The 25,978-nt window shown below is 32.3% G+C and carries 28 protein-coding genes and 1 other RNA gene; all 29 read right to left on the bottom strand.

Translation table 11 applies throughout. From position 1 onward, the window contains the following. Positions 1-7: 7 nt before the first annotated feature. Complete coding sequence (locus tag AC2UOP_RS01220) at positions 8-1,225, bottom strand: type II secretion system F family protein (protein ID WP_480019369.1); 1,218 nt, start codon at positions 1,223-1,225, stop codon at positions 8-10. Continuing rightward, positions 1,215-2,351: a GspE/PulE family protein gene (locus AC2UOP_RS01215; RefSeq protein WP_480019368.1), complete on the bottom strand. Its 1,137-nt coding sequence runs from the start codon at positions 2,349-2,351 to the stop codon at positions 1,215-1,217. Before AC2UOP_RS01215 ends, AC2UOP_RS01220 begins: the two co-directional genes overlap by 11 nt. Continuing rightward, positions 2,344-3,579: a peptidase U32 family protein gene (locus AC2UOP_RS01210; RefSeq protein ID WP_070598780.1), complete on the bottom strand. Its 1,236-nt coding sequence runs from the start codon at positions 3,577-3,579 to the stop codon at positions 2,344-2,346. The genes AC2UOP_RS01215 and AC2UOP_RS01210 overlap by 8 nt, the downstream gene beginning before the upstream one ends. A gap of 1 nt (position 3,580) precedes the next feature. Continuing rightward, on the bottom strand, positions 3,581-4,222 hold the full coding sequence (locus AC2UOP_RS01205; RefSeq protein WP_484832355.1) for an O-methyltransferase: 642 nt from the start codon (positions 4,220-4,222) through the stop codon (positions 3,581-3,583). After that, positions 4,215-5,243, bottom strand: a complete 1,029-nt coding sequence (gene mltG / locus AC2UOP_RS01200) for an endolytic transglycosylase MltG (protein ID WP_480021064.1) — start codon at positions 5,241-5,243, stop codon at positions 4,215-4,217. Before mltG ends, AC2UOP_RS01205 begins: the two co-directional genes overlap by 8 nt. Continuing rightward, positions 5,243-5,734: a QueT transporter family protein gene (locus AC2UOP_RS01195; protein ID WP_019214781.1), complete on the bottom strand. Its 492-nt coding sequence runs from the start codon at positions 5,732-5,734 to the stop codon at positions 5,243-5,245. The genes mltG and AC2UOP_RS01195 overlap by 1 nt, the downstream gene beginning before the upstream one ends. Before the next feature lie 29 nt (positions 5,735-5,763). Continuing rightward, positions 5,764-6,095, bottom strand: an RNA gene (rnpB, locus tag AC2UOP_RS01190) — RNase P RNA component class A. 48 nt (positions 6,096-6,143) lie between these two features. After that, positions 6,144-6,911, bottom strand: coding sequence for a Nif3-like dinuclear metal center hexameric protein (locus AC2UOP_RS01185; RefSeq protein WP_484832354.1), 768 nt, complete (start codon positions 6,909-6,911; stop codon positions 6,144-6,146). Further along, positions 6,898-7,581, bottom strand: coding sequence for a class I SAM-dependent methyltransferase (locus tag AC2UOP_RS01180; protein ID WP_484832353.1), 684 nt, complete (start codon positions 7,579-7,581; stop codon positions 6,898-6,900). Before AC2UOP_RS01180 ends, AC2UOP_RS01185 begins: the two co-directional genes overlap by 14 nt. Next, positions 7,581-8,834 carry an RNA polymerase sigma factor RpoD gene (gene rpoD, locus AC2UOP_RS01175; RefSeq protein ID WP_484832352.1) on the bottom strand — a complete coding sequence of 418 codons (1,254 nt, stop codon included), beginning with the start codon at positions 8,832-8,834 and terminating at the stop codon, positions 7,581-7,583. Before rpoD ends, AC2UOP_RS01180 begins: the two co-directional genes overlap by 1 nt. Positions 8,835-8,851: 17 nt before the next feature. Next, entirely contained in the window at positions 8,852-10,234 is a 1,383-nt protein-coding gene (gene dnaG / locus AC2UOP_RS01170) for a DNA primase (protein WP_484832569.1), read from the bottom strand. A 14-nt stretch (positions 10,235-10,248) separates the two neighbouring features. Further along, positions 10,249-10,578 carry a CHC2 zinc finger domain-containing protein gene (locus tag AC2UOP_RS01165; protein WP_484832351.1) on the bottom strand — a complete coding sequence of 110 codons (330 nt, stop codon included), beginning with the start codon at positions 10,576-10,578 and terminating at the stop codon, positions 10,249-10,251. Then, positions 10,575-11,594, bottom strand: coding sequence for a deoxyguanosinetriphosphate triphosphohydrolase (locus AC2UOP_RS01160; RefSeq protein WP_484832568.1), 1,020 nt, complete (start codon positions 11,592-11,594; stop codon positions 10,575-10,577). The genes AC2UOP_RS01165 and AC2UOP_RS01160 overlap by 4 nt, the downstream gene beginning before the upstream one ends. Further along, on the bottom strand, positions 11,590-12,411 hold the full coding sequence (locus tag AC2UOP_RS01155; protein WP_484832350.1) for a pyruvate, water dikinase regulatory protein: 822 nt from the start codon (positions 12,409-12,411) through the stop codon (positions 11,590-11,592). Before AC2UOP_RS01155 ends, AC2UOP_RS01160 begins: the two co-directional genes overlap by 5 nt. After that, on the bottom strand, positions 12,412-14,496 hold the full coding sequence (gene glyS, locus AC2UOP_RS01150; RefSeq protein WP_484832349.1) for a glycine--tRNA ligase subunit beta: 2,085 nt from the start codon (positions 14,494-14,496) through the stop codon (positions 12,412-12,414). Further along, entirely contained in the window at positions 14,486-15,376 is an 891-nt protein-coding gene (glyQ, locus tag AC2UOP_RS01145) for a glycine--tRNA ligase subunit alpha (RefSeq protein ID WP_484832348.1), read from the bottom strand. Before glyQ ends, glyS begins: the two co-directional genes overlap by 11 nt. A gap of 10 nt (positions 15,377-15,386) precedes the next feature. After that, complete coding sequence (recO, locus tag AC2UOP_RS01140; protein ID WP_484832347.1) at positions 15,387-16,109, bottom strand: DNA repair protein RecO; 723 nt, start codon at positions 16,107-16,109, stop codon at positions 15,387-15,389. Continuing rightward, positions 16,096-16,974 (bottom strand): GTPase Era, encoded by an 879-nt coding sequence (era, locus tag AC2UOP_RS01135; protein WP_070598770.1) that lies wholly within the window; start codon positions 16,972-16,974, stop codon positions 16,096-16,098. The genes recO and era overlap by 14 nt, the downstream gene beginning before the upstream one ends. Positions 16,975-16,984: 10 nt before the next feature. Beyond that, positions 16,985-17,374, bottom strand: a complete 390-nt coding sequence (gene cdd / locus AC2UOP_RS01130) for a cytidine deaminase (protein WP_480021071.1) — start codon at positions 17,372-17,374, stop codon at positions 16,985-16,987. Between the two features lie 51 nt (positions 17,375-17,425). Then, positions 17,426-17,902, bottom strand: a complete 477-nt coding sequence (gene ybeY / locus AC2UOP_RS01125) for an rRNA maturation RNase YbeY (protein WP_480020246.1) — start codon at positions 17,900-17,902, stop codon at positions 17,426-17,428. Next, entirely contained in the window at positions 17,850-18,854 is a 1,005-nt protein-coding gene (locus AC2UOP_RS01120; RefSeq protein ID WP_019214767.1) for a PhoH family protein, read from the bottom strand. Before AC2UOP_RS01120 ends, ybeY begins: the two co-directional genes overlap by 53 nt. Then, on the bottom strand, positions 18,847-19,386 hold the full coding sequence (locus tag AC2UOP_RS01115) for a hypothetical protein (RefSeq protein WP_484832346.1): 540 nt from the start codon (positions 19,384-19,386) through the stop codon (positions 18,847-18,849). Before AC2UOP_RS01115 ends, AC2UOP_RS01120 begins: the two co-directional genes overlap by 8 nt. A gap of 6 nt (positions 19,387-19,392) precedes the next feature. Continuing rightward, a complete protein-coding gene (gene floA / locus AC2UOP_RS01110; RefSeq protein WP_484832345.1) occupies positions 19,393-20,391 on the bottom strand; it encodes a flotillin-like protein FloA in 999 nt (332 codons plus the stop codon). 1 nt (position 20,392) lies between these two features. After that, positions 20,393-21,058: an NfeD family protein gene (locus AC2UOP_RS01105; protein ID WP_484832344.1), complete on the bottom strand. Its 666-nt coding sequence runs from the start codon at positions 21,056-21,058 to the stop codon at positions 20,393-20,395. 86 nt (positions 21,059-21,144) lie between these two features. Further along, entirely contained in the window at positions 21,145-21,486 is a 342-nt protein-coding gene (gene yajC, locus AC2UOP_RS01100) for a preprotein translocase subunit YajC (protein ID WP_019214763.1), read from the bottom strand. Between the two features lie 41 nt (positions 21,487-21,527). Beyond that, positions 21,528-22,640, bottom strand: coding sequence for a tRNA guanosine(34) transglycosylase Tgt (gene tgt, locus AC2UOP_RS01095; protein WP_484832343.1), 1,113 nt, complete (start codon positions 22,638-22,640; stop codon positions 21,528-21,530). A gap of 1 nt (position 22,641) precedes the next feature. Further along, entirely contained in the window at positions 22,642-23,670 is a 1,029-nt protein-coding gene (gene queA / locus AC2UOP_RS01090) for a tRNA preQ1(34) S-adenosylmethionine ribosyltransferase-isomerase QueA (protein WP_019214761.1), read from the bottom strand. Next, positions 23,660-24,964 (bottom strand): SpoIID/LytB domain-containing protein, encoded by a 1,305-nt coding sequence (locus AC2UOP_RS01085; RefSeq protein ID WP_484832342.1) that lies wholly within the window; start codon positions 24,962-24,964, stop codon positions 23,660-23,662. Before AC2UOP_RS01085 ends, queA begins: the two co-directional genes overlap by 11 nt. Further along, positions 24,954-25,973, bottom strand: a complete 1,020-nt coding sequence (ruvB, locus tag AC2UOP_RS01080) for a Holliday junction branch migration DNA helicase RuvB (RefSeq protein ID WP_070598764.1) — start codon at positions 25,971-25,973, stop codon at positions 24,954-24,956. The genes AC2UOP_RS01085 and ruvB overlap by 11 nt, the downstream gene beginning before the upstream one ends. Positions 25,974-25,978 lie beyond the last annotated feature (5 nt).

Genomic DNA, 25,978 nt, shown 5'->3' with positions numbered 1-25,978 from the left:
CCTCCCTCTACGATATAATACTTGTCATTGAGTCATACATAGGCTTAAATACCATTAGAAGTATTAGCATTATAACTAGACCCATGATTATGGTCATTATTGGCTCAATTGAGTTTACAAATTTATCAAGTCTTCTCTTTAAATCTCTCTTGTAAAGTGACAAGACATTTTCGATGATTTCAGCTAGATTTTCTGATTCATAACCAGTTATGAGTATTGTCTTTACATCATCTAAGAAAATATGGCTTGAATCAAGCACATTATGAAGCGTCTCTCCTTCGTTTAACATCTTAGTCATTCTTTCAAATTCTTTCCTTAGATATATAAGATCAAAATTTTTTGAAAAGAAATCAAAAATTTCATTTATTTTACTACCTGATCTAAGCATACTAAGCATGTAATATAAAATTCTGTAGTTTATCCTCGTCTTGTACAGGCCATTTTTCGATTCTAGTAAATATCTTTGCTTTATATATAAATAGCCATCATTTTTATTGAGTATTACAAAGACAATAAATAATATGATAATGCCAAGTATATAATATATGTAATTATATTTGATAGAATTACTTACAATAAGTAATAGTTTTAGACTATCTGGCATCAAATTCATATCATTATCAAATAGATATGAAAATTGTGGTACTAAAAATACTATAATCATGATAATAAAAGCGAGTAAAGCCGCCATTAAAAATTTTGGTTTTATCATGATATTGTTTATAGTATTTTTATACTCTTCTTGTTCATAAAGATTTTCACTTATCTCAAGAATTTGCTCTGAGAGGTCTTTTGAGTTTTTGCTTGACTTTATATACTCAGATTTTTCAGCTATTCTTAAACTTAATAATGACAAATTATCGAGTATATCAAGCTTTGCTAGAATATCCGACAAAGTAAAGCCGTGTTCAATAAGCTCCTTTATTAACGGATAATAATTTTTAAGTGGATCGCTAAGTGCTGATGAGTTTTGATGCATTTGCGCTAAAATTTGAGGTAAATTGTTATTTATTTTAAGATTGAAAGCAATTATCCTGAAAAAATTTGCTATATGTTTTTTGCTAACGCTATTTATCTTGAGGATTCTATAAATCTTTGCTGGTCTAAAGTACTTCACATCCATAAAATCTATGTCTTTTTCTTTAGATTTTTGAAAAGCTTCATAAATATTTTTTGCACTAATGCTTTCAGTTTTATTATTTTCAAAGATTATCTCAAATTTCATTAATGTCGCCTTCTTTGAACTCTTCATAAGTCTTTTCATCAATAAACTTATGTTCAAGTAAATAATTTATCGAGTCTTCAAAGCTTACATAATCAGAAAGCTTTTTCATCTCGTTATAAATTTCACTGCTTAGCTTTGTATTATTCTTCAATAACAGGTCGCGTATCTTGTCATTGATAAGCATTATTTCAAAAACAGCTATTCTTCCAAAGTATTTGTCATTATCATCATCAAAATCTATGTCTTCGTACGATGACTTTAATCGTTTAACAAGTCTTTGATTTATTATAGCGTTTAATGAGGTAAATAAATACGAAGCCTCTACATCCATCTCTAATAGTCTGTTAATGCTTGTTACAGGGCTCATACTATGAAGAGTCGTAATTATTTTGTGACCAGTTAGAGAAGCTCTTACAGCTATCTGTGCAGATTCTTCGTCTCTTATTTCGCCAATGGCTATGACATCAGGGTCCTGTCTAAGTATGGCCCTAAGTGTGTTTGCAAATGTTATATCTTTATAATCATGTATTTCAATTTGATCTATATCATTAACTCTATACTCAACAGGGTCCTCAACGCTAACAATACTTAGACGCTTTTTATCTAAGTTATTAAGCATAGTATACATAGTTGAGTTTTTACCCGAACCAGTTGGTCCAGTTATTATAGTCATTTGATATTTATATTTAACAATCTTATTGAATAATTCTTTTGCTTTCTCTGACAAACCTATATTGTCAATAGTAAACATCTCTTTATTGTTTAGAATTCTAATACAAATTATCTCTCCATATATAGCATCGATAAAGGAAACTCTTAGATCAACATCGCCATGGCTAAATCTTCCGTCTTGTGGCGCAAATTTAATCGCAGTATCACACTCAGACTTAATTTTGATTATATTGACAATGTTTTGATAAGCATTTTTATTAATCTTTTTAAAAAACACAAGTTCGCCATCAATTCTAAGTCTAATCAATATATACTTATCATAAGGTTCAAAGTGTATATCGCTAGCTCTGTTATTAATGGCGTAATCAATTGTATTTTTAATAAATTCTTCAGCTTTACTACTTTGTATCTCTAGTATGCCTTTATCGTCATATAAAGAAGATAATTTATTCATTTGCCTTCCTTCTAATCATATAATTATATTCGACTTTTTTATCATACGGTATATAAGCTTCCTTCATAGGTGTGTTTATGTTGTCAACCTCATTCATGTTCTCGTCATAAATTTTATTTATGGTAAATTTATCATAAAATTTTGGTCCAAATATCTCTACTTCGTCTCCGATGGAGAATTTATTTCTCTCTTGAACCTTCATAAACTTTTTATCTTCATCGTAGTCTAAAACTCTTGCAATGAAGTCATACAGCCTAATATATGAAGAGTTGTCATAAGTTAGTGACGCTTCCTTAACATCTCCAAAGAAGAATGCTGTAGTAAAGTCTCTATGACTAACCTTCATTATCTCTTCTAAATAAATGTTATTATCTCTATTGAATTTATATTTTTCAATATCTTCATAGTAGTCATCTATAGCCCTTCTATATTGATTAATAACTGTAGCAACATAGTATTCAGACTTTACTCTACCCTCGATTTTGAATGAATCAACCCCAGCTTCGACTAGCTCTGGAATGTAGTTAATCATGCAAAGATCCTTTGAGTTCATGATGTATGAACCTTTCTCATCTTCTGTTATAGGATAGTACTCTCCAGGTCTTGTCTCTTCCATAAGATAATATTTATATCTGCATGGATGAGCGCAGTCGCCCATGTTAGCGCTTCTACCTGTCATGAAGTTTGATAAAAGGCATCTGCCTGAGTAACTCATGCACATCGCTCCATGAACAAAGGCCTCAATCATGATGCTATCTTTTACTTCGTCCTTTATTTCTTTTATTTCCTCTAAACTTAATTCTCTAGCAAGTATAACTCTATCAGCCCCAAGACTCTTCCAAAACTCAACTGTAGCAGTATTTGTAATATTTGCTTGAGTACTTATATGAATTTCTTTACTTGGTGCAAGTGTTTTAACTTTTTGAAAAATACCTGGGTCTGAGACTATAAAAGCGTCTACACCTGCCTCGTCTAAACTTTGTATATACTCATCTACACCTTCAAGATCTTTGTTGTGTGATATAACATTAAGTGTTAAATAAACTTTTTTATCTAAATCATGAGCAATTTTAGTTGCTTCTTTTATATCATCTAAACTAAAATTTTTAGAAGCAGTTCTTAAACCTAGCTTGTCTCCAGCTAAGTAAACAGCATCAGCTCCATATTGTATAGCAGTTTTAAACTTTTCTAAATCACCTGCTGGTGCTAGTAATTCTACTTTTTTCATCTTACTCCTTCCTTAAAAGCAATAAACCATCATGAACAGTAAGTAAACTTGCTGTGAATCTTTTATCGCTTTTAACATCTTCTATAAATTTTTTTAAATTCTTTATTATAGTTCTATATCTTTTATTGTCTTCATCTTTTGCCACAAAGCCTCTAAATAAAATATTATCTATAAGAATGAGAGCATTGTCTCTTGTTAAATCATATACTAAGTTTAAATACTCTTCATATTGTGATTTATTCGCATCAATAAAGCAAAAATCAAATTTTTCTTCTTTATCCATAGATTTCAATGCGTTTATAGCATCATCATTGATAGCTTTTATTTTATTATCCGTATCATATTTCTTAAGATTTTCTTTTAATACCTTAAAAGTTTCCTCATCTTTTTCTATGGTTAATATATTAGCATCTGATGCTTTGGACATAATTAAAGATGAATAGCCTATAGCTGAACCTATCTCTAAAATATTTTTAGGATTAATAATTTTAAGCAAAAGCTCTATAAATCTTGCCACATCTTGTGAAACAATAGGCACTCTATTAGTTTCAGCATAATCAAGAAGCTCTTTAAAATTCTCTCTTTCAGAGGAAAAATTTTCTATATATTTAAAAACATCCTCATCTATAAATCTGCTAATCATTGTTGCTCTTGTAGTCCTTTTTATCATTTAAGAACTTATTATAATCAGAAGAAAAATTATGTGCGCCGTCTGAGCCAGGTTTAACTACGAAGTATAAGTAGTCAACATCAGCTGGATGAAGACTTGCAACAATCGATGCTTCGCCAGGATTGCATATAGGTGCAGGAGGGAGGCCATCGTGTGTATATGTGTTGTATGGTGAGTCAATCTTTAAGTCTTCATTTGAAAGCTTTGGCTTTCTCTCGCCAAGCGCGTATTGAATTGTAGCGCATGATTGAAGCCTAATATTTTTATCAATTCTATTTAAAAACACTTTTGCTATGATAGGTCTTTCTTCTTCAAGTTTAGCTTCTCTCTCTACAATTGAAGCTAAAGTGATTAGCTTATTTAAATCATCAACTTCAGAACTAATCTTGCTATAAATATTATTAAAAGCATTAAGCATCATAGTGATGATTTCTTCACTGCTTGATCCCATAGCAATATCATAAGTTGCTGGAAATAAAAATCCTTCTAGGGTATCATTATTTATATTTGATAAAAATTCATACTTTTCTTTATATTTATCAACATTTTTGCATTCATTTAAAAATTCTTCACTAGAGACTAATCCTTTTTCCTCAAGTCTTTGTGCAATACGAGTAAGTTCAAAACCTTCTGGTATAGTTACCTTGATAGTTTCGCCCTTTGGAGCTTCTCCTTCACCAGCGATAATATTCGCAATTTCTAGCAAAGTCATAGATTTTTTCACTTTAAAAGTACCGCTCTTTATGTGCTTTTCAAGGTCATTGTCCTTAAGCACATCTTTAAAAGCAGTTCCATTTCTAATTATTTTTTTATCATAAAGCTCTTTTGCCACATAGGATGCACCGCTGCCTTCTGGTATCTCTATAGTATATTCAGTGTCGTCATTAGGGTCATAAGGCTTATACATCCAAGATACACATGAGTTTATCTTCCATATAATCGCAATAAGTATAAGTACTAGTATAGTTATTGTAATTATTCTTCTTTTTTTCATTAAATCACCTTTTTAATTCTTTTATCGTAAATATAATAAATTAATGATCCAAATACTGCAACACTTATTGCTTCTCCGCCCATGATTCCTAAAACTGTAGTGAAATATGGTATATTTGAGAAATATGATACCCAGATTGATACTAAAAATCCATTTAATATAATAGGTGGTAGCATTGCTAAGTATTTAGATTTTGATTTTCTTGTTAAATAAGCTGCAAGTAATGTTACTAAGCTTCCGCATATAATATCTATCATGCCATAACCTGACATAAATGATAAAAATATGTTAGAAATTAAGCATCCTACGAAAAGTCCAGGTACAGCTGCAGCCTCCATTAGAGGAAGAACTGTAAGTCCTTCGGCTAATCTTAATTGTATTGGTCCAAATGTCAATTGTTGAAATGGTAATACTGTTTGTAAAAGTATTAGTATTGTGTAAAGTGTGGCGATTATCGCCGCTTTTGTAATAGTGTTTGTTTTTGTTTTCATTTAATAGCTCCCTTGCTGAAAAATTTATGTAAATGAGTAAACCTATAAGCCGTGTTCTGTATTAGATGGTTATCTATCTAGTTTTAGTGTTACCACTAAAATCAAGCAACTTACCTTACAGGAGGTTACGAGCAATAACCTTTGACCCTTGTTTGTTTTGCTCCGAATGGGGTTTACATGTCACCTTTAGTCGCCTAAAAGTAGGTAGTCTCTTACACTGCCTTTCCACCCTTACCAATAATGGCGGTTTATTTCTGTTGCACTATCCTTGAAGTCGCCTTCACTGGACGTTATCCAGCATTCTGCTCTGTGGAGCACGGACTTTCCTCATGCCTAAGCACGCAACCATCTGGTTTACTCATTACAAATTTAATTATACTACAAAAATTATAAAAATTCTATAATATTTCTATAAAATTTCAATATTGTCAGTAAATGATGAGAAATTTTTAATTATTTCAATGTCTTTAAAATTCTTTTTAAGAATATCTTCCATAATGTTTACAAAAGCAGATTCGCTGCTATTGTGATCTTGCATGATTAGATTGATCTTTGCATTTCTTAGTGCCTGTACATCATGATAGCCTAAATCTGATGTAACAAGTGTATCTGGCATAGACTCAAGAACATTGTCTAAAAAATCTTTGCCGCTACCATTTAAAATCATTATTTTAGTATTTTTATCGTTATTCTTATAAACTTGTATATACTTTGCCTTATTAATATTTTTTATTTTTTCTGCTAATTCTTTTAAAGATAAATCGCTAATTTCTCCTCTTATCCCATAACCTAAATTATCATCTACTTTTATGGCAAATTCTGTATTTTTCATATTTAATTGATTTTCATAAAATTTATAAAAGCCTACTCTTTGTATATCAAAAGAAGTGTGAGCACTATAATAAACTATGTCATTCTTAACCATCTTTTTAATAAGCTTAGAGCTAGCGCTCATGTCAATCTCTTTTATGCCCTTAAAAATTAAAGGATGATGCGTTATGACCATATCCACATCATCCAGTTCATTAATATTATCATATAAGAGATCAACGCTTAAATAAATTTTATTAATATCTTCTTTGTCGGCATCTATAATCAATCCTGAATTATCCCAAGGCTCTGCGTGCTCCTTTGGGAAGATGCGCTCTATTGTATGAATAATTTTATCTTTTTTCATCAATCTTCTCCATGTATTGTATAATTTTATTTAATTCTTCGTTTAGTTCATTATATTTTATTAAGTTTTTATCTTTATTAATATTTTTTAAAATATTCTTAATGTTTTTGACTTCATTGTCATAATAAACTTTTAAAAAATGAACGTCATTAACATCAAAGTTTACAGGAAACTTATAGTCTATAATATTGGTTTCCTTGTTACTTATCTCATAGAGCCTATAGTACTTATCTTTTTCTATAAAAAGACGCTCCTTTTCTATAAAAAAGCCATTTTCTTTAAAATATTTTCTAATATTTGAGCCTTCGCCCATAGCTTGCAAAATGATATTACTAAATAATCTTACTTTTTCAATGCTTGTATTAAGTATAGATATTATAGTTTCTTCACCCATGCCAGCGATTAAAAGAGTGTCGTACTCACTTGTATCAATATTAGCTAGTCCATCGCTTACAATGAATTTAACTTTGTCTTTATACTTTTCTCCTGATAAAAGCATCTGAGCCTTCTCTAGTGATTTTTCACTAATATCGCTCTCTATAACTTTATCAATTGTATTTGAGTCTAAAAGCATCTTAGCAATGTAGCCGTGATCACAGCCAACATCCACTAGTGACGAGCCTTTTTTAACTGATTTTGCAATCTCAATTAATCTATATGAATAATTCATTATAGTTCAAGGAAGTCTCTAAGTTTTTTAGATCTACTTGGATGTTTTAGCTTTCTTAGTGCCTTAGCTTCAATCTGTCTAATTCTTTCTCTTGTGACATCAAAGGCTTGACCAACTTCTTCAAGTGTTCTTGTTCTGCCATCGTCAAGGCCAAATCTTAAAGCTAATACTTTTCTTTCTCTATCCGTAAGAGTATCTAAAACTGTGATTAATTGCTCTCTAAGCATAGTGTTTGTCGCCGCGTCCGATGGCGAAAGTATTTCTTCGTCTGGGATAAAATCGCCTAAGTGAGAATCTTCTTCTTCACCAATAGGTGTTTCAAGCGAAACTGGCTCTTGAGCAATCTTTTGAACTTCTCTTACCTTTTCTACATCCATGTTCATAAGTTCAGCAACTTCTTCTGGAAGTGGATCTCTACCAAGTTCTTGAACCAATTGTCTTTGTGCTCTAACAAGTTTATTTATAGTCTCTACCATGTGAACAGGTATTCTAATTGTTCTTGCTTGGTCAGCTATGGCTCTTGTTATTGCTTGTCTAATCCACCAAGTAGCATAAGTACTAAACTTAAAGCCTTTTTTATGCTCGAATTTATCAACTGCCTTGATTAAACCCATGTTTCCTTCTTGAATTAAATCCAAAAATTGCATGCCTCTACCAACATATCTCTTAGCAATACTTACCACTAGTCTAAGATTTGCTTCTGCCAATTGATCTTTGGCTCTTTCATCGCCTTCTTCAATCCTCTTAGCAAGATCTACTTCCTCTTCAAATGTAAGTAATGGTATACGGCCTATCTCTTTAAGGTATGTCCTTACTGGATCATCAGTTATGATGACTTTATTTTTGCCTTTTTCTTTAATTGCCTCAAGTTTTTCTTCTTTGCTTAATTCTTCTTCAAAAGATCTTATCTCGTCTAAATCAATATTTTCATCATCATCTTCTTCATCTATATCAAAATCTTCATCTATAAGAATGTCTTCGTCCTCATTTTCTTTTGAATCAATAATACTTACTTGAGCCGCATCCAATGCATCATAGAAAGATATTACCTCATCCTCTGTTACATCGAATTTATCAAGGCCATCTTCAATATCTTTGTAGTTGACAAATCCCTTTTGTCTTCCTTCATTAAGAAGGTCATACATTGCCTGCCTTTTTTCTTCACTCACGTTGTCATCAATAATCTTTATTGCCTCATCATTTAGATTTTCTTCTTGAATTTTATTTGCCTTAGTATTCTTCGCTTTTTTCATAAGAACACTTCCCTTCATCATTCATTATCACGGTGCTTTTTTATTAATTTTAAAAGCTCCATGGCATCACCTTTGCCATCACTAATTTGGCTCAATAAATCGCTTACATAGTTCTTTGATTTTAGCTTTTCTCTTTTTTCTAATAATTCTTTGAGATTAGTATAAGTAGATTCTTCAGATTTCTTTCTAATACTATCAATCTCCAAAAGCGCATTTTCTTTATCAGCTATATCAAAGTAATCAAGCTCTATATCGGCATCGCCCTCGTATTTGGACTTTAGTAGTGGCATATTAATTTTAAACACTTTACTATAATTATCTATAGAAATTTCCTTATTTATATATTTAAAATATTTAATATCTGCTAACGCATATATCAAAAGATTCTCATCGATAATTTCTATATCTAATTTTTTAATTTTTGGTACCTCTGGTACAGTATATTTCTCTTTATACTTGTTAACGTATTTTGTTTTTGAGACTTGATTTGTCAAAAGACTTTTATCTATAGAGTAGACTCTTGAAATATAGTCTATGTAAATCTCTCTTTCGATCTTATCACTTATCTTTGACAATAGATTTGAAATTTCATTTATAAGCTGAAGAAGACTTTCTGGGTCGTTGACATCATAAAGCTCCATAAGCTCAGAAACTTCATACTCTACTGAATTTTTTGCTTCATTTAATTTTGCCGTAAATCCTGCAAGGCCATATTTTTTAATAAAATCATCTGGATCAAGGCCCTCTGGTAATGTGACCACATTTGACTTTGCGTCTATGGATCTAAGTATCTCTATCGCCTTGTGAGTCGCATTCTTGCCTGCTTTATCACCATCGTAGCAAATGTAAATCTTTTTTGCATTTCTCTTAAGTAGATTAGCTTGGTTAATGGTAAAGGCTGTACCAAGATTAGCTACAGCATAATTAACACCAGCTTGATAAAGACTCATTACATCGATATTTCCTTCAACTAATAATATCTTGTCTCTATCCGCTTCTTTTTTATATATATTATATCCAAATAATAATTCTCTCTTCTTAAACACAATATTTTCGCTTGTGTTTAAATATTTAGGCATACTATTATCAAGGCTTCTCGCACTAAAGCCAAGAACATGGTTATGTGAATCAACTATAGGAAATACTAGTCTATTTCTAAAAGTGTCATAAGAGCTGTCACTACCTTCTTTTCTCTTAGCAAGGCCAGATCTTATAATAAATTCTTCATTATATCCTTTGCTTAATAAATAATCTTTAAGTGCTGTCCACTCGTTTGGTGCATAGCCTAGTTGATATTTTAAAACAGTATCTTTATTTAATTTTCTCTTCATCAAATAGTCAATAGCAATTTTTGACTTAAGTATTTGATTTTGAAAGAAATCAAGCGCTGTTTTATTAATATCATAAAATTTCTCTATGAGATCATTTTCAGTTTTTTTTTAACTGAAGCTTCTTGAAGAGTTATATTTGCTCTATCTGCAAGATATTCAACTGCTTCTTGAAAAGAAAAATTTTTGTACTTTTCTATGAAAGTAATAACGTCCCCAGCTTCTCCGCAGCCAAAACATTTGTAGTAGCCGTCCTTGCTATTAACATGGAAAGAAGGAGTCTTTTCCTTGTGAAATGGACACAAGCCAGTATAAGATGCACCTTTTTTCTCAAGTTTAATATTTTCTCCGATTACATCTTCTATGTTATTAAATTCTTTAATTTTATCAATGACCGCTGCATTAATTACTTTCATTTTATAACCTCTCTCTTCCAAGTTTGTGGCACATATATCTTATTAAACTCATTAATTGCGTATATATCAGACATTCCTGCGATGTAGTCACAAATTTGTTGATTTACGCTTGCTTGTATCTCTTTAATATTGTCAGGTAATTTATCAGGATGCTCTTCGTAGTAATCATATAGCATTGATATTAAATTTTTTGCTTTATTATGCTCTTTAGTAGTAAGCGGGCTGAAATAAACCTCTTTGAACATAAAAGCTCTTAAGGCTTCCATCGCCTCACCTATCTCCTTAGACATGGCAATATGATTTTGTCCGTAGCTTTCCTTTAGTATATCTGTAATAAGTGTATTTATTCTTTTCGAGTGCGAATCGCCTAAAATTTCTATTAAATCTTTTGGTATATCTTTTTCCGCTAGTATTCCTGCTCTGATAGCATCATCTATATCATGATTGATATAAGCGATTCTGTCTGCAAATTTAACCAATTTTCCTTCAAGTGTAAAAGCTTCATTTTGACCGCTGTGATTAAGTATACCATCTCTTACTTCTTCACAAAGATTTAGTCCAAACTTACCATTTCTCTTCTCAAGCACATCAATTACTCTTAAGCTTTGCTCATAGTGCTTGAATCCTCCAAATTCCTTACATCTTTCATTAAGGGCGCTCTCGCCAGCATGACCAAAGGGTGTATGGCCTAAGTCGTGGCCTAAAGAAATGGCTTCAACAAGGTCTTCGTTTAGTCTTAAAGCTCTCGCTATGGTTCTAGCAATTTGGCTAACTTCTAGCGTATGAGTAAGTCTTGTTCTAAAGTGATCTCCTTGTGGCGCCAAGAATACTTGTGTTTTATGCTTAAGTCTTCTAAATGCTTTTGAGTGAAGTATTCTGTCTCTGTCTCTTTGAAAATCAGTTCTAATATTGCACTTTTCTTCTTTAATTTTTCTTCCCTTTGTGTCTGAACACTTACAAGCATATTCAGAAAGATAAGAATTTTGAAAAGCCTCGTAATTTTCTCTATAATTAATCATCAATCTCACCAAAGTCCCTAGTTAAGCTATCAATAATGATAGAAGCTGTTTCTTCTATAGCTTTATTTGTAACGTCAATAACTTGGCAGCCAAGCTTGCCCATGATTTCCTTAGAATATCTAAGCTCTTCATTAATTCTGTCTGTACAAGCATAGTTTCCTATGTCTTCGATTCCTAAGGACTTCATTCTCTCGATTCTAATTTCATTAATCTTTCTATCAGAAGCTATTAAACCGAAAATTCTTCTTTTGTCCTTATCATATAAAAATTCGCTCGGTTCTATCTCAGGAAGTAGCGGAACATTGGCTACTTTGTAATTTTTATTTGCTAAATACATAGAAAGCGGTGTTTTAGACGTTCTAGATATGCCTAGCAAAACTACATCCGCTAAGATTATACCTCTTGGGTCCTTGCCGTCATCATATTTAACTGCAAATTCTATGGCAGAAACTTTGTCAAAATACTCTTGATCGAGTCTTCTGATTAGTCCTGCTTCTCTAATAGGCGCTTGATGCAATACTGATTCAATAGATTCCAAAACTTTACTCATTACATTAACTGTAGGTATATTGTACTTTTTTCCTAAAGCTTCAATATATTGGGCGTGCTCTTCAAGTACAGTAGTAAAAATAACTACTGAAGGAACAAGTTTTGCCTTTTCAAAAACATTAAATATCTTGTCTTTGCTATCGACATAAGGGAATCTCTTAATCTCGTAAGCATCTGGAGAAAATTGCTTAATACATGATCTTGCAATCTTACCAGCTGTTTCGCCTATAGAGTCTGAAATTACAAATATAGTTATATTGTTCAATTAAATCTCCTCTATTTCTTTAAAATCTAATACAGAGTTAAATTCATTAAGAACTAGTGATATCAATGAAAGTCTGTTGTTTTTTATAAGTTTGTTGTCAACTAAGACCATAGTTGAGTCAAGGAACTTATCTATGCTAGACTTAAATCTTGCAAGCACCTTAATTGCTTCAACTATATCTATCTCGGTTAAATTAATATTTTTAGCCTTTAAATCTGAATATAAATTAAATAATTCTTTTTCGCTTTCTTCCATGATATCTTGATTAGGGTCAACTTTTTCGAATTCTTTACCTTTAGATATTTGATATATTCTTCTAAATGCAGCTACCGCATCAACAAATTCATTGCTATCTTTAATGCTATCAAGTTTAGCAAGACTTTGTTTTATATTTAATAAATTTAAATCTTTATTTTTATTCATAACTGCTTTTATTAAATTTATATCATAATTATTATCTTGTAATATACCTATAAATCTTGTTTCCATATAATCTAGAACGCTCTTTTTAACTTCATCGTAGTCAAATTTAAGCTCATTAACATTAACATAGTTATATAATGTTTCTTCAACTAGTGAATCAATAGATATATCCAAAGATTTTTCTAATACTATATTAATAATACCCAAAGTAGCTCTTCTTATACCAAATGGGTCTTGTGATCCGCTTGGCTTAGTGCCAATTGAGAATAATCCTGATATAGTATCAAGTTTATCAGCCATTGCAAGTACAACACCTGCAGTTGTTGTTGGTAGCGAGTCTTGAGCAAATCTTGGTAAATAATGTTCATAGATTGCTTCTTGAACGCCTACTGGCTCGCCTGATAATTTTGCGTAAATCTTACCCATAACGCCTTGTAATTCAGTAAATTCAACTACTAGCTTTGTAGCAAGGTCTGCTTTAGAAAGATATGCAGCTCTCTTAGTAGTTTCAAGAGTTTCTTCTCCTACGTTTAAGTCATTACAAATCTTTTCAGAAAGTTTCATATTTCTTATAGTCTTATCATAAAGTGTTCCTAATTTATCTTGGAATACTATTGTTTTTAAATCTTCAACATAGTCTTCAATATTTTTCTTTCTATCTTCATTGAAGAAAAATTTAGCATCTTCAAGTCTAGCAGCAAGAACTTTTTCATTGCCCTTTCTAACTATGTCTATATATTTATCATCACCGTTTCTAACTGTAATGAAATGATTCATAAGTCTGTTCTTCGAGTCAACTACTGGGAAATATCTTAAGTGATCTTTCATTGGTGTGATAACTACTTCGTCTGGAAGCTCTAGATATTGATCCTTAATTGTTCCAAGTAGTGGTGTAGGATACTCAACTAGATTATTAACTTGATCAATGATCGCCTCATCATTTTGTATTGATCCACCAACTGATTTTGCTAGTCTTTCTGATTCTAGTCTTATTCTAGCCTTTCTTTCGTTGTTATCAACAATAACAAAGCTATCTTCCATTATCTTCATATAATCATGAGCATCTGGTATTTCAATGTCTTTCCTTGATAAGAATCTATGGCCATTTGTTAAATTTGATACTCTGATATCTTCTAAATTAAATTTAACAACTTTATCATTATAAAGTGAGACTATCCATCTGATTGGTCTAGCAAATCTTAAATCTCTTCCGCCCCATTTCATTGATTTAGGGAAAACTATCTTTCTGATAATGCTTTCTACGTTTGCTTCAATAAGCTCAGTAAAGCTTAAACTCTTGTGCTCAACAGATGCAAATACATATTCTGTTCCGCCTAATTCTTTATAAAAGATGTCATCAAGGCTTAGACCTTTTGATTTTAAAAATCCTTGTAGCGCCTTGCTTGGATTGCCATCTTCGTCAAAACATATAGCTTTAGATGGTCCCTTTATCTCTTCTTTTTCAATGCTTTCATTTTCAATTATATTGTCAATTATAGTTGTAATTCGTCTTGGTGTTGTATAAACATTAACTTCAAAGTCTTTATATGAGTTTTCATTCAATAATTTTTCAAAAGCGTTTTTAAATTGTTCTATGGCTAATTTTGAGTAGCTAGCAGGCAATTCTTCCATGCCTACTTCTAATAAATATCTATTTGTCATTGTTAAAACCTACTTTCTTAGTAAAAGGAAATCCCATCTCTTTCCTTTGCTCTACATATTTACTTGCTATCAGCTTAGCTAAGCTTCTGACCTTAAGTATATAATTTGCTCTTTGTGAAACAGATATTGCTCCAAGCGCGTCAAGCACGTTAAATGTGTGTGAGCACTTAAGAACATAGTCATACGCTGGAAGTATAAGTCCTTTCTCGATAATTCTTTTGCATTCAGCTTCATATCTTTCAAACATTTCTTGTAATAAATCTTTGTCAGCAATTTCAAAACTATACACAGAATGCTCGTACTCAGCCTTTTTGAATATGTCTCCATAAGTAAAGTTTTCGTTCCATTGAATATCATATACATTGTCAACATCTTGTAAATACATAGCTATTCTTTCTAGTCCATAAGTTAATTCTGAGGATTCTAAATCTAGATTAAGTCCACCAACTTGTTGGAAATATGTGAATTGAGTTATTTCCATCCCGTCAAGCCAAACTTCCCAGCCTAGTCCCCACGCTCCAAGTGTAGGTGATTCCCAGTTGTCTTCAACGAATCTTATGTCGTGTTTCAATGGGTCTATACCTATTGCTTTTAAGCTGTCTAGATACAAATCTTGCACATCGTATGGCGATGGCTTAAGAATTACTTGTAATTGATGGTGTTGATAAACTCTGTTTGGGTTTTCACCATATCTTGCATCTGCTGGTCTTCTTGATGGCTCTACATAAACAACTCTCCATGGTTCAGGTCCAAGTGACCTAAGGAATGTGTGTGGATTCATCGTTCCTGCGCCTTTTTCAACGTCATAAGGCTCCATTACTAAGCAGCCTTTGTCCTTCCAATAATTTAGTAGATTCATCATTAAATCTTGAAAATACATTTTTTCCTCCTCAATATTTGACTTTAAGAGTCTTAAATTCATCTTTATCAAATATATATAAAATATAATTTATAAACAATCTTTTTAAATTTAATATATATTTTTCTTCATATTCTATACTTATTAAATCTTTAAATTTGCTATTTAATAAGTAATTCATAAAGTTTATTTCTTTTATCGTTATTGATTTATTTGAGTATTCTTTATCTCTTGCGATAATCATGCCATCTTCATAGTTAAATCTATAAGTATTAATTTCATCCTTTATTTGAATTCTAGGGAAATATCCTAGTATGTATATTAGTTTCAAAATAAAGGCTAATATTATAATTTTTGCTTTTTCTGGATATATGTCCATGACGTTTAGCATTGTAATTATCATAGTGTAGATATAATCGTCGCCTTCTTGTGTATTTAATAAAGTCATAAGCAGTTCTGATAAAAAAGCAAAATCTTGAATCTTTTTTAAATCGCCATCAAGAAGCTTTGGTGCATACAAAACTTTTGAATCGTTTACCATAAAGATGTCTTTGTATTGCGATAGGCTAAATTCAGATTCAGTAAATACAAAGGAGCTTCTCGAAACATTATCTCTTAAATCATAAGCACTTCGCACATAAGCTTTGATACGTCCTAGTTCAACTGTGTAAATATCAAGTATCTTGCCGCTTTTGTGATCACTCTTGCTTGCAATTACAATGCCTCTAAACTTTTCGGACTTATTTGTATCCAAAGAACTTCACCTTATCCTCGTTCTTTCTCCAGTTTTTAGCAACTTTTACATTTAGCTTAAGATTAACCTCTGTATCAAGCATTGCCTTGATATCTTTTTTAGCAGCAAGTCTAATCTTTTTAATCATAGAAGCATCTTTACCAATGACTATGCCCTTGTGACTATCTCTTTCGCAATATATGATAGCATCGATATTAACACTATCTTCAAGCTCTTCATACTTAAGTATCTCAATATTGATACCGTGAGGTATTTCTTCAGATAAGTACAAAAGGCACTTTTGTCTAATTATTTCAGAGACAATAAACTTCATCGGTTTGTCAGTTAAATACTCGCCATCGTAATACATTGGTCCTGGTTTTAGAATATTTTTTATCTCGTCTAATAATTTATCTAAGTTCTCGTCATTGCCAGCACTTATAGGTACTGTGATTGATTTAAGATTTCTTGAGTTAATCTCAGCAATAATTTCATCTATATGTGATTCTTTTTTATCTATCTTGTTTATAGCGATGACTACGTCTTTATTTGCGCTTGTAACTATGTCCATAAGCTCTTTTTCTCCTGCTTTAAATGGTACTGAGCCATCAATAATATAAAGAATCATGTCAGCATCTTCTAAAGCTGATCTCATCGCCTTATCCATGTAGTCTCCAAGCTTATTTCTAGCAATTTGATATCCAGGTGTATCCATAAAGATGATTTGTGCATCATCATCTGTATATATAAAATTAATTATATCTCTTGTAGTTTGCGGTTTATCCGAAATTATCGATATATTAAATTTAACTAGTTTATTTAGTAGCGTTGACTTACCAGCGTTTGGTCTACCAACAACAGCTACATAGCCTGATTTAAATTCCATCGTTTCACCTCTAATTATCATCTAATGAAAAAGATTCAGGTAATAAATCTTTTATATTAAAAACTTTATAATCATCTGAGCTCTTAGCAACAATTATCACTGCGTCTTTTGTAAATTCACTTATAAATTGTCTGCACGCTCCACATGGGAATGGATATGAATCTTTATTAATTATTGCTATCTTCTTTATTGTTCTAGAGTCACCATTTGTAATAGCGTTTGCTATGGCGCTTCTTTCAGCGCATATTGTTAAGCCATACGATGCATTCTCAATATTGACGCCTTTATACACGGTTCCATCAGCCATTTCAACAGCTGCGGCTACTTTATATTTTGAATAAATGGAATATGATCTATCTAAAACGCTTAAAGCAGATTCAATAAGTTTTTTATTATCCATTATATATCCCCCGAATCTTTATTATACAATATTTTGGCTATAATTTCAATACTAACGCATGATTTTAAGCTCATCAAGTATCTCTCTTTGTCTTTGTTCCATAATAAGTCTTTCGTCATCTTCAATATGGTCGTAGCCAAGCAAATGCAAAATGCTATGCGTGAATAAAAACATTATTTCTCTTTCAAGGCTGTGACCATATTCCTTAGCTTGCTCCTGGGCAACTTCGTATGAGATGACAACATCTCCTAAAAGAGTTTCATCTGATGAAAAATCTTCTATCAATGGAAATGATAATACATCTGTAACCTTGTCTATGTCTCTGTAATCTCTATTTAAATCTTTTATCTCTTCCTTTGACACATAAGTAAGACCCACTTCATAATTATCATCAAGGCCTTCTTTTTCTAGTGCAAGCGAGGCAATCTTCTTCATAGTATCTTCATAAGAGGCCTCAATCGGATAATTATTTTCGTTATTTATCACTATGTCCATCTTTTTCTTCTCTTTCTTTACTTTCTTTTTCAAGCTTTTTGCTCTCGTAAATATTATATGCTTCAATAATTCTTTGTACTAGTATGTTTCTAACAACGTCAGTTTGAGTAAGCTCAATAAAACTAATGCCGCTAATATTTCTTAAGATATGGCTAGCCGCAATAAGACCAGATTTTTTGCCTTTTGGTAAATCTCTTTGTGTTATGTCACCAGTAACTATAACCTTAGAGTTAAAGCCCATCCTAGTCAAAAACATCTTCATTTGCTCTTCTGTAGTATTTTGTGCCTCATCAAGAATTATGAATGCTTTGTCCAAGGTTCTACCTCTCATATAAGCAAGTGGAGCAACTTCAATTAAGCCTCTCTCAGCATTTTTTTCATATTGATCCTTGCCCATGATTTCATATAGAGCATCATAAACCGGTCTTAGATATGGGTCTACTTTTTCTTTAAGATCTCCAGGTAAGAAACCAAGATTTTCACCTGCTTCAACGGCCGGTCTCGTTAATATTATTTTAGATACTTCTTTATTTTTAAAAGCATTAACCGCCATAGCTATGGCAAGATAAGTTTTTCCAGTACCTGCAGGGCCTATACCAAAAGTAATGCCAGACTTTCTAATCATGTCTACATATCTTTTTTGGCCAATAGTCTTAGGTCTTATTGTTTTTCCTTCACTTGTTATAGCTATAACATCTTTTTGAATATCATATAAAAGATTTTCTTTAGACTTTTTCACTAGATTGATGGAATAATATATATCCTCTTTGCTAAGTGATTTTTGTGTATCAATAAGTACTGATAAAGCTTTGATGAGTCTTTCTGCCATAGCCTCTTTATCTTCATCGTTTGATGCTATAACTATCTTGTCAGACTTCATATCAAGCTTTACATCAAGTTCTTTTTCAATTATTTTGATATTGGTATCTAAATTTCCAGCTAATGCCTCTTGCTTATTGCTGTCAAAATTAAGTTCTCTACTCATTAATCCTCCTTAGTGCTAGTGGTTTATCTAGTATTTCTTTTATAACAATAGATTTTGCCAAGTTATTTCTAGAAAATTGTATATTTTTTTCTCCAATTTCTTCGCTTTCAATTTGATTATAAGGACAATTTTCTTCTGTGTTTAATAAATCAATTTTTTCTTCTTTTTCTTGATTAAGCTTTATTTCTTTATTTTCCTTATACTCGCGAAGCCTATCTTTAATGTCTCTAGATAGATATTCATCAAGCTTTTTACTCTTTTCAGAAAAATAATCCTCAGCCATCTCTTTATAATCATCTCTTATTGCCTCGTCGTAGTGCTTTTCTAAATTGCCTATCTTTTTAAAATTTTTTTGTGTTTTTTCTTTTATAGAATTTTTATTTATTTTATTTTCTTGCATCATTTTCTTGTAAATATCATCTACTTTTTTATTTAAAAGCTCATTTTGCTTTTTCTTATTGGCTTCTTTTAAAACTGTGGCTATAGATGATATGAACATGAATAAAAATGCTAATACAAATAATCCATCCATATTATCCTACTTATCTAGCTTTTGTGTATCGGATATTGATTTTCTCATGTCTGTATCTGAGTTTATGTTATTCATCTTATAATAATCCATAACTCCTAAGTTGCCATTCTTTAAGGCTTCAGCGATAGCTAGAGGTACTTCTCTTTCTGCTTCGACTACTTTTGATTTCATCTTTTGAACTTCAGCCTTCATTTCTTGTTCGCTAGCAACGGCCATGGCACGTCTTTCTTCTGCCTTAGCTTGAGCTATCTTCTTATCGGCATCTGCTTGGTCCATAAGTAATTTAGCTCCGATGTTTCTACCAACGTCGATATCAGCTATGTCTATAGAAAGTATTTCAAAAGCTGTTCCTGAATCAAGACCTTTTTTAAGAACTGTCTTTGAAATGCTATCAGGATTTTCAAGCACGGCCTTATGTGTATCCGCGCTACCAACTGTAGTTACAATACCTTCACCAACTCTTGCGATAATAGTTTCTTCTCCAGCACCACCGACTAATCTCTCGATATTGGCCCTAACAGTTACTCTTGCTTTTACAACAACTTCGATACCATTCATAGCAACCGCGGATATGGAAGGAGTTTCAATAACTTTAGGGTTTACACTTACTTGAACAGCTTCAAGCACATTACGACCAGCTAGATCTATAGCTGCTGCTCTTGTAAAGTCTAGTGGTATATCTGCTCTTTGTGCTGCTATAAGCGCGTCAACAAGCGTATCTACGTTACCACCAGCTAAGTAGTGTGCTTCTAGTTCGTTAACTTTTATATCAAGTCCAGCCTTTGTAGCCTTAATCATTGGGTTAATGATCTTGCTTGGAGCAACTCTTCTTAATCTCATACCAGTAAGTGTAGCCATGCTAACCTTAACTCCTGAGAAGAATGCTGTTATCCATAAGCCTATTGGCACGAATGAAAAGAAGATACTTAGCACTATTAGACCAAGTATTATAAATATAAATCCTCCTGATAAAATTCCATTAATTAAATTTCCTAATAAAAACATTTTACTTAACCTCCTTGTCAACTATTAAATATCTTCCTTTAACTGCTATAACCTTAAGATCAAGATTATTATCAAGATAGCCATCGTAGCTTATAGCGTTGTATTTTACTTCGTCTACCAAGACAAAACCTGTTGGTCCAAGTGAACTTATTGATTTTGCAGCTTTACCTATTAGTTTTTCTAATTCATCTATTTCTTCTTTATTTTCTTTTAAATTTGACTGTGTACTTAAAACAAAATGTGTTAAACCTTTTAATGTGTAGCCCTTTTTAAACATAAATCTAATAAAAGTTACATTTAAATTAATAGAAATAATTATTGCTAATAAGCCATATTTATAATCACTAAACGCTAAGATTATAGATGTTAGATAGCCTAATATACCAATGACTCCTGTTAATGTGAATCCTGGTATAAATATTTCTAAAACTATAAATATACAGCCAAATATAAATATTGCTAGCGGATAAAAATTATTTGTTTGGTATAATATTCTAGATCCAAACAAAATTAGATGTGTTAAGAAAAATAATGTTATGTAAGCTGTTTGTTTCTTATTGATTAAGGCGAGGCTTAAAAAGAACATGCCTATTAACACTAATAAAAATGCTGCAATATCTGTAAGTAGAAAAACATCTGCATTGGCTAATAAAAATATATTTCGCATTAAATCACCACCTAAGTATATTTACCCAAAACACTCGTATTTAATCAAAAAAATCAAGGCTGACCACTATGACCAGCCTTTGCTTTTTATAAATCTTCTGATTTTTCTACGTTTTTAATCTCTTTTCTTGTTGCTCTATCTCTGAATGCCCATTTAGCAATCTCCATGTTTTGTCCTTGACTTATTTCGATTACATAAACATCTTCTTTGATTTGAACAATCTTACCTAAAATACCGCCAATTGTTACGATTTGATCTCCAACTTTAAGTGAATCTCTTAACTCTTGTAACTTTTGTGCTTGTTTCTTTTGTGGTCTGATTAAAAAGAAGTACGCGAATGCTCCAAATAATACAAAAGGTATTATCATGCTTAGTAATGATCCGCTTGCGTTTGCTTGTGCAGCTCCTGTTAAAAATGTTAATGTCATTATATAACCTCCCTCTAGTGTTAATACTATTATACACTATATTACTTTAAATATCCATATTTTTTATAAAATTCATGCTTATACTCTAAGAAATAATCTCCTAAGATTGACTCTCTAATATTTTTCATCATCTTTAATGAGAAAGTTAAATTATGAATAGTTGCGAGTCTATAAGCAAGAATCTCGTCGACATTAAATAAATGTCTCAAATAAGCTCTTGAGTAATGTCTACAAGTGTAGCAATCGCACTCAGGATCCGGCTTTGTAAAGTCTTCTTTGTATTTAGCGTTCTTTATTACAAGTCTTCCATGTGATGTCATAAGCGTTCCGTTTCTTGATATTCTCGTTGGAAGAACGCAGTCAGCCATATCTATACCTCTTTCGACTGATTCAAATAAGTATAATGGAGTACCAACACCCATATTGTACCTTGGTTTATCTTCAGGCATGTAATCAGTTACATAATCAAGAACCTCGTTCATTAGCTCGACTGGCTCTCCTACTGATAATCCGCCAACAGCGTATCCTGGTAAGTCAATAGAGCAAATTTCTTTGGCATGTTCCTTACGAAGGTCCTTATAAAGTCCTCCTTGGATAATTCCGAATAAATTTTGATTTTCTCTATCAGTCCAAGCTTCCTTGCATCTTTCGAGCCATCTAGTCGTTCTGTGCATTGAGTTTATAATATATTCCCTACTAGCAGGATATGGAGCACACTCGTCAAAGGCCATCATTATATCGCTGCCAAGCTTAGTTTGTATCTCAATTGATTTCTCTGGAGATATAAACAGCTTTGAGCCATCTATATGTGAGCGAAACTCAACGCCTTCTTCAGTAATTTTTCTCATCTTACCTAAGCTGAACACTTGAAAACCACCGCTATCAGTTAATATTGGCTTATCCCAGTTCATAAACTTGTGAAGTCCACCAGCTTTTTGAACTATATCTTCTCCCGGTCTTAAATGCAAGTGATATGTGTTCGAAAGAATGATTTGAGCACCTAAGTCCTTTAGTTCATCAGGTGTCATAGTCTTTACAGTTGCTCTAGTGCCAACTGGCATAAAGATAGGCGTTTCAACCACTCCATGCTTTAATTTCATTAGACCTGCTCTTGCTTTAGTTTTACTATCTTTTTTAATTAATTCAAATTCCATATTATCTATCCAATATAAACATTGCATCGCCAAAGCTGAAGAATCTGTATCTTTCTTTAACAGCTTCTGCGTATGCGTTAAGTATCATCTCTTTTGATGCAAAGGCACTTACAAGCATAATCAGCGTTGACTCTGGTAAGTGGAAATTTGTGATTAGTGCGTCAACTGCCTTGTATTCAAAGCCCGGATATATAAATATATCAGTCCATCCGTGACTAGCTTTTATCTCGCCTTTTGCAGCTATTGTTTCAAGCGTTCTAACTGTAGTAGTTCCAACAGCTATAACTCTTCTTCCTTCTTTTTTTGCTTTATTTATAATCTCGCTTGCCTCTTCAGAAAGATTATAAAACTCGCTATGCATCTTATGTTTCTCAACATCTGTTACCTTCACTGGTCTAAATGTTCCTAAACCCACATGAAGTGTCAAATAAACTATCTTCACTCCCTTTTCTTCAAGCTCTTTTAAAAGCTCCTTAGTAAAGTGAAGCCCAGCTGTTGGTGCAGCTGCCGAGCCAAGATTTTTGGCATAAACAGTTTGATATCTATCCTTGTCTTCTAGCCTTTCCTTGATATATGGTGGAAGAGGCATTTCGCCTAGTTCGTTTAATATTTCTAAAAATATTCCGTCGTATTTAAATTTTATATATCTAACGCCGTCGTCATCGATATCAACAACTTCTGCTCTTAATAGACCGTGACCAAATTCAATTTCACTGCCTATCTTCATTTTCTTGCCTGGCTTAACAAGAGTCTTCCAAGTATCTTCCTCAGTTTGTGAAATCAAAAGTACTTCAATCTTTTCTTCTTTTCCAGGTCTATTACCAAAAAGTCTCGCAGGTATTACCTTGCTATCGTTTGCTACTAGCACATCGCCTTCATGAAGAAGGTTTATTATGTCATGAAAGATCATGTGCTCGACCTTGCCAGTTTTTCTATCCAAGACCATAAGTCTTGATTCATCTCTTTTATCTATTGGGTGCTGAGCAATCAGCTCCTCAGGTAGATCATAGTAAAAATCTTTAGTTTCCATTACTTATTTCAGCTCCGTCATAGTAAAATTTTAGTATTTCATCATATTTTAGTCCAGCTTTTGCCATGTTGTTAGCGCCCCATTGACTTAATCCAACGCCGTGTCCCCAACCGTGACCAGATATTTTAATCTTTGCTTCAGTATTTATTGATGGACTTGGACTAGATTTTTTATTTGTTACATTACTTATAAATATAGCTACACCATCTTCAAAAACGACTGTTACTTCTTCCTCATTATCTTCAGGTGCTACAACAGCATTGCTAGCTCCCTTTATCTCAAGAGTATACATACTGCTCTTAAATTTATTTACGCCTATTGCGTTTTTAAATTTATTATTATCTACAAGAACTTCTTTAGCGCCATCTTTTATAGCAACAGTTTTTACTCTATTGCTAATATTATTTTCTTTAATATATATTTGATTAATTGATTTGATATTTATACCTTGTTTTTTAAGCCCGTTAATCAAATCATTTGCTGAAATTTCAAAATTCCAATTATAATTTGGTTCATTTATAGAATATTTATCTTCTTTAGAAATTAAATATTTAAATTTAGTTCCCCAAACATCATTAGCATCCGCTGTGTATCCGCCATTTGACGACGAATATGTAGCGTTAACTACTTTTCCATCAGATAATAAGATTTGTCCTCTAGTTTCGTCAACTGCTTTTCTCACATTATCCCTTTCGGCATCAAAACCTCCATAAACTTGGCTAGAAACTGTATCATATAAATCAAATGATTTATCTTTGTTTCTTGTGACGCTAGTAACAGCATAAGACCTAGCCGCTACAGCTTGTGCCTTAAGTGCTTCGTAAGAAAAAGTGCTTGGCATCTCTCTTGGAACAACGCCATAAAGATATTCTTCAAGGCCAAGATTGTTTATGATAGACAATTGATTATCTATATAAGCAAATGTTAGATAACCTCTGTATCTTTTATTATTTATCTTGATTGGATTAGCTCCAGGAGATAAAATCTTCATAGTTTTATTTGTTGCCATACTTGATAAATAATTTCCTTGAGCATCATAAATATCATAATTTTGGCCATTTAATTTTAAAACAATATTTTTCTCAAAACTTTGGAATAAACTTAAATTTGAGAACATATCTCTTATTTCAAAACCATCATCACTAGATAATTTTAATTCATTTAAATTTTGTGCGCTTATGCCTAATTTTACATCAACATTAGTTATATGCTCATATCCAGTTTCAGCTTTAGCGCTTCTCATAGAAAACACTAATAAAAATATTGTTATTATAAATAATATTTTATTCTTCATCTGTATCTCCTTTGTCATACTTGTAGCCCATGTGTTCATAAGCTAACTTTGTTGCAATTCTGCCTCTTGGTGTTCTTGCGATAAAACCAAGCTGAATTAGATATGGCTCGTAAACATCTTCAACCGTAGTTCTCTCTTCGTTTGATGATGCTGCAAGTGTATCTAAGCCGACAGGATTGCCTCCATAAGTATTTATCATAACATCAAGTATCTTTCTGTCCGTTTTATCAAGTCCATAGTGATCAATCTCAAGTATATCTAGACCTTTTTTTGCAATTTTGCCTGTAATTGAACCATCTTCAAGAACTAGCGAATAGTCTCTAACTCTCTTAAGAAGCCTGTTTGCAATTCTTGGTGTGCCTCTTGATCTTCTGGCTATCTCTCTTGCGCCTTCTTCATCAATATTTACATCTAAAATGCCAGCAGATCTTGTAACTATCTCACATAAAGACTCTTCGTCGTATAAATCTAAATTTAATATCACACCAAATCTATCTCTTAACGGTGATGACAAAAGTCCTGCTCTTGTAGTTGCACCTATAAGAGTGAATCTTGAAAGATCTATCCTTACTGATCTTGCTGATGGTCCCTTGCCGATGATTAAGTCAAGTGAATAGTCTTCCATTGCTGGATATAAAATTTCTTCAACAGAACGTGAAATTCTGTGTATCTCGTCAATGAATAATACGTCATCATCTTTTAAATTTGTGAGTACTGATGCCAAGTCACCTGGTCTTTCTATTGCAGGACCTGATGTTATCTTGATATTTACACCCATTTCATTTGCGATGATGTTCGCAAGTGTAGTCTTGCCTAGTCCTGGTGGTCCATATAATAGCACGTGGTCAAGTGGCTCGCCTCTCATCTTTGCAGCATTAACGAAAATTTTAAGCTTTTCTTTAACGCTGTCTTGGCCAATGTAGTCGTTAAACCACTTTGGTCTCAATGAATTGTCAAAATTTTCTTCTCCTGATCTTAAATCAGTCGTTATTAATCTATCTTCTTCCACTTAAA

The organism is Fenollaria sp., assembly GCF_057222035.1.
The sequence above is the reverse complement of the archived record's forward strand: the minus strand, read 5'-3'. Positions and strand labels throughout refer to the sequence as shown.

Coding starts and splice junctions, on each gene's coding strand:
- AC2UOP_RS01220 (WP_480019369.1), bottom strand. CDS start 1,225: ATGAAATTTGAGATAATCTTTGAAAATAATAAAACTGAAAGCATTAGT.
- AC2UOP_RS01215 (WP_480019368.1), bottom strand. CDS start 2,351: ATGAATAAATTATCTTCTTTATATGACGATAAAGGCATACTAGAGATA.
- AC2UOP_RS01210 (WP_070598780.1), bottom strand. CDS start 3,579: ATGAAAAAAGTAGAATTACTAGCACCAGCAGGTGATTTAGAAAAGTTT.
- AC2UOP_RS01205 (WP_484832355.1), bottom strand. CDS start 4,222: ATGATTAGCAGATTTATAGATGAGGATGTTTTTAAATATATAGAAAAT.
- mltG (WP_480021064.1), bottom strand. CDS start 5,243: ATGAAAAAAAGAAGAATAATTACAATAACTATACTAGTACTTATACTT.
- AC2UOP_RS01195 (WP_019214781.1), bottom strand. CDS start 5,734: ATGAAAACAAAAACAAACACTATTACAAAAGCGGCGATAATCGCCACA.
- AC2UOP_RS01185 (WP_484832354.1), bottom strand. CDS start 6,911: ATGAAAAAAGATAAAATTATTCATACAATAGAGCGCATCTTCCCAAAG.
- AC2UOP_RS01180 (WP_484832353.1), bottom strand. CDS start 7,581: ATGAATTATTCATATAGATTAATTGAGATTGCAAAATCAGTTAAAAAA.
- rpoD (WP_484832352.1), bottom strand. CDS start 8,834: ATGAAAAAAGCGAAGAATACTAAGGCAAATAAAATTCAAGAAGAAAAT.
- AC2UOP_RS01165 (WP_484832351.1), bottom strand. CDS start 10,578: ATGAAAGTAATTAATGCAGCGGTCATTGATAAAATTAAAGAATTTAAT.
- glyS (WP_484832349.1), bottom strand. CDS start 14,496: ATGACAAATAGATATTTATTAGAAGTAGGCATGGAAGAATTGCCTGCT.
- glyQ (WP_484832348.1), bottom strand. CDS start 15,376: ATGTATTTTCAAGATTTAATGATGAATCTACTAAATTATTGGAAGGAC.
- era (WP_070598770.1), bottom strand. CDS start 16,974: ATGGAATTTAAATCAGGCTATGTAGCTGTTGTTGGTAGACCAAACGCT.
- cdd (WP_480021071.1), bottom strand. CDS start 17,374: ATGGATAATAAAAAACTTATTGAATCTGCTTTAAGCGTTTTAGATAGA.
- AC2UOP_RS01120 (WP_019214767.1), bottom strand. CDS start 18,854: ATGAGTAGAGAACTTAATTTTGACAGCAATAAGCAAGAGGCATTAGCT.
- AC2UOP_RS01115 (WP_484832346.1), bottom strand. CDS start 19,386: ATGGATGGATTATTTGTATTAGCATTTTTATTCATGTTCATATCATCT.
- floA (WP_484832345.1), bottom strand. CDS start 20,391: ATGTTTTTATTAGGAAATTTAATTAATGGAATTTTATCAGGAGGATTT.
- AC2UOP_RS01105 (WP_484832344.1), bottom strand. CDS start 21,058: ATGCGAAATATATTTTTATTAGCCAATGCAGATGTTTTTCTACTTACA.
- yajC (WP_019214763.1), bottom strand. CDS start 21,486: ATGACATTAACATTTTTAACAGGAGCTGCACAAGCAAACGCAAGCGGA.
- tgt (WP_484832343.1), bottom strand. CDS start 22,640: ATGGAATTTGAATTAATTAAAAAAGATAGTAAAACTAAAGCAAGAGCA.
- queA (WP_019214761.1), bottom strand. CDS start 23,670: ATGGAAACTAAAGATTTTTACTATGATCTACCTGAGGAGCTGATTGCT.
- AC2UOP_RS01085 (WP_484832342.1), bottom strand. CDS start 24,964: ATGAAGAATAAAATATTATTTATAATAACAATATTTTTATTAGTGTTT.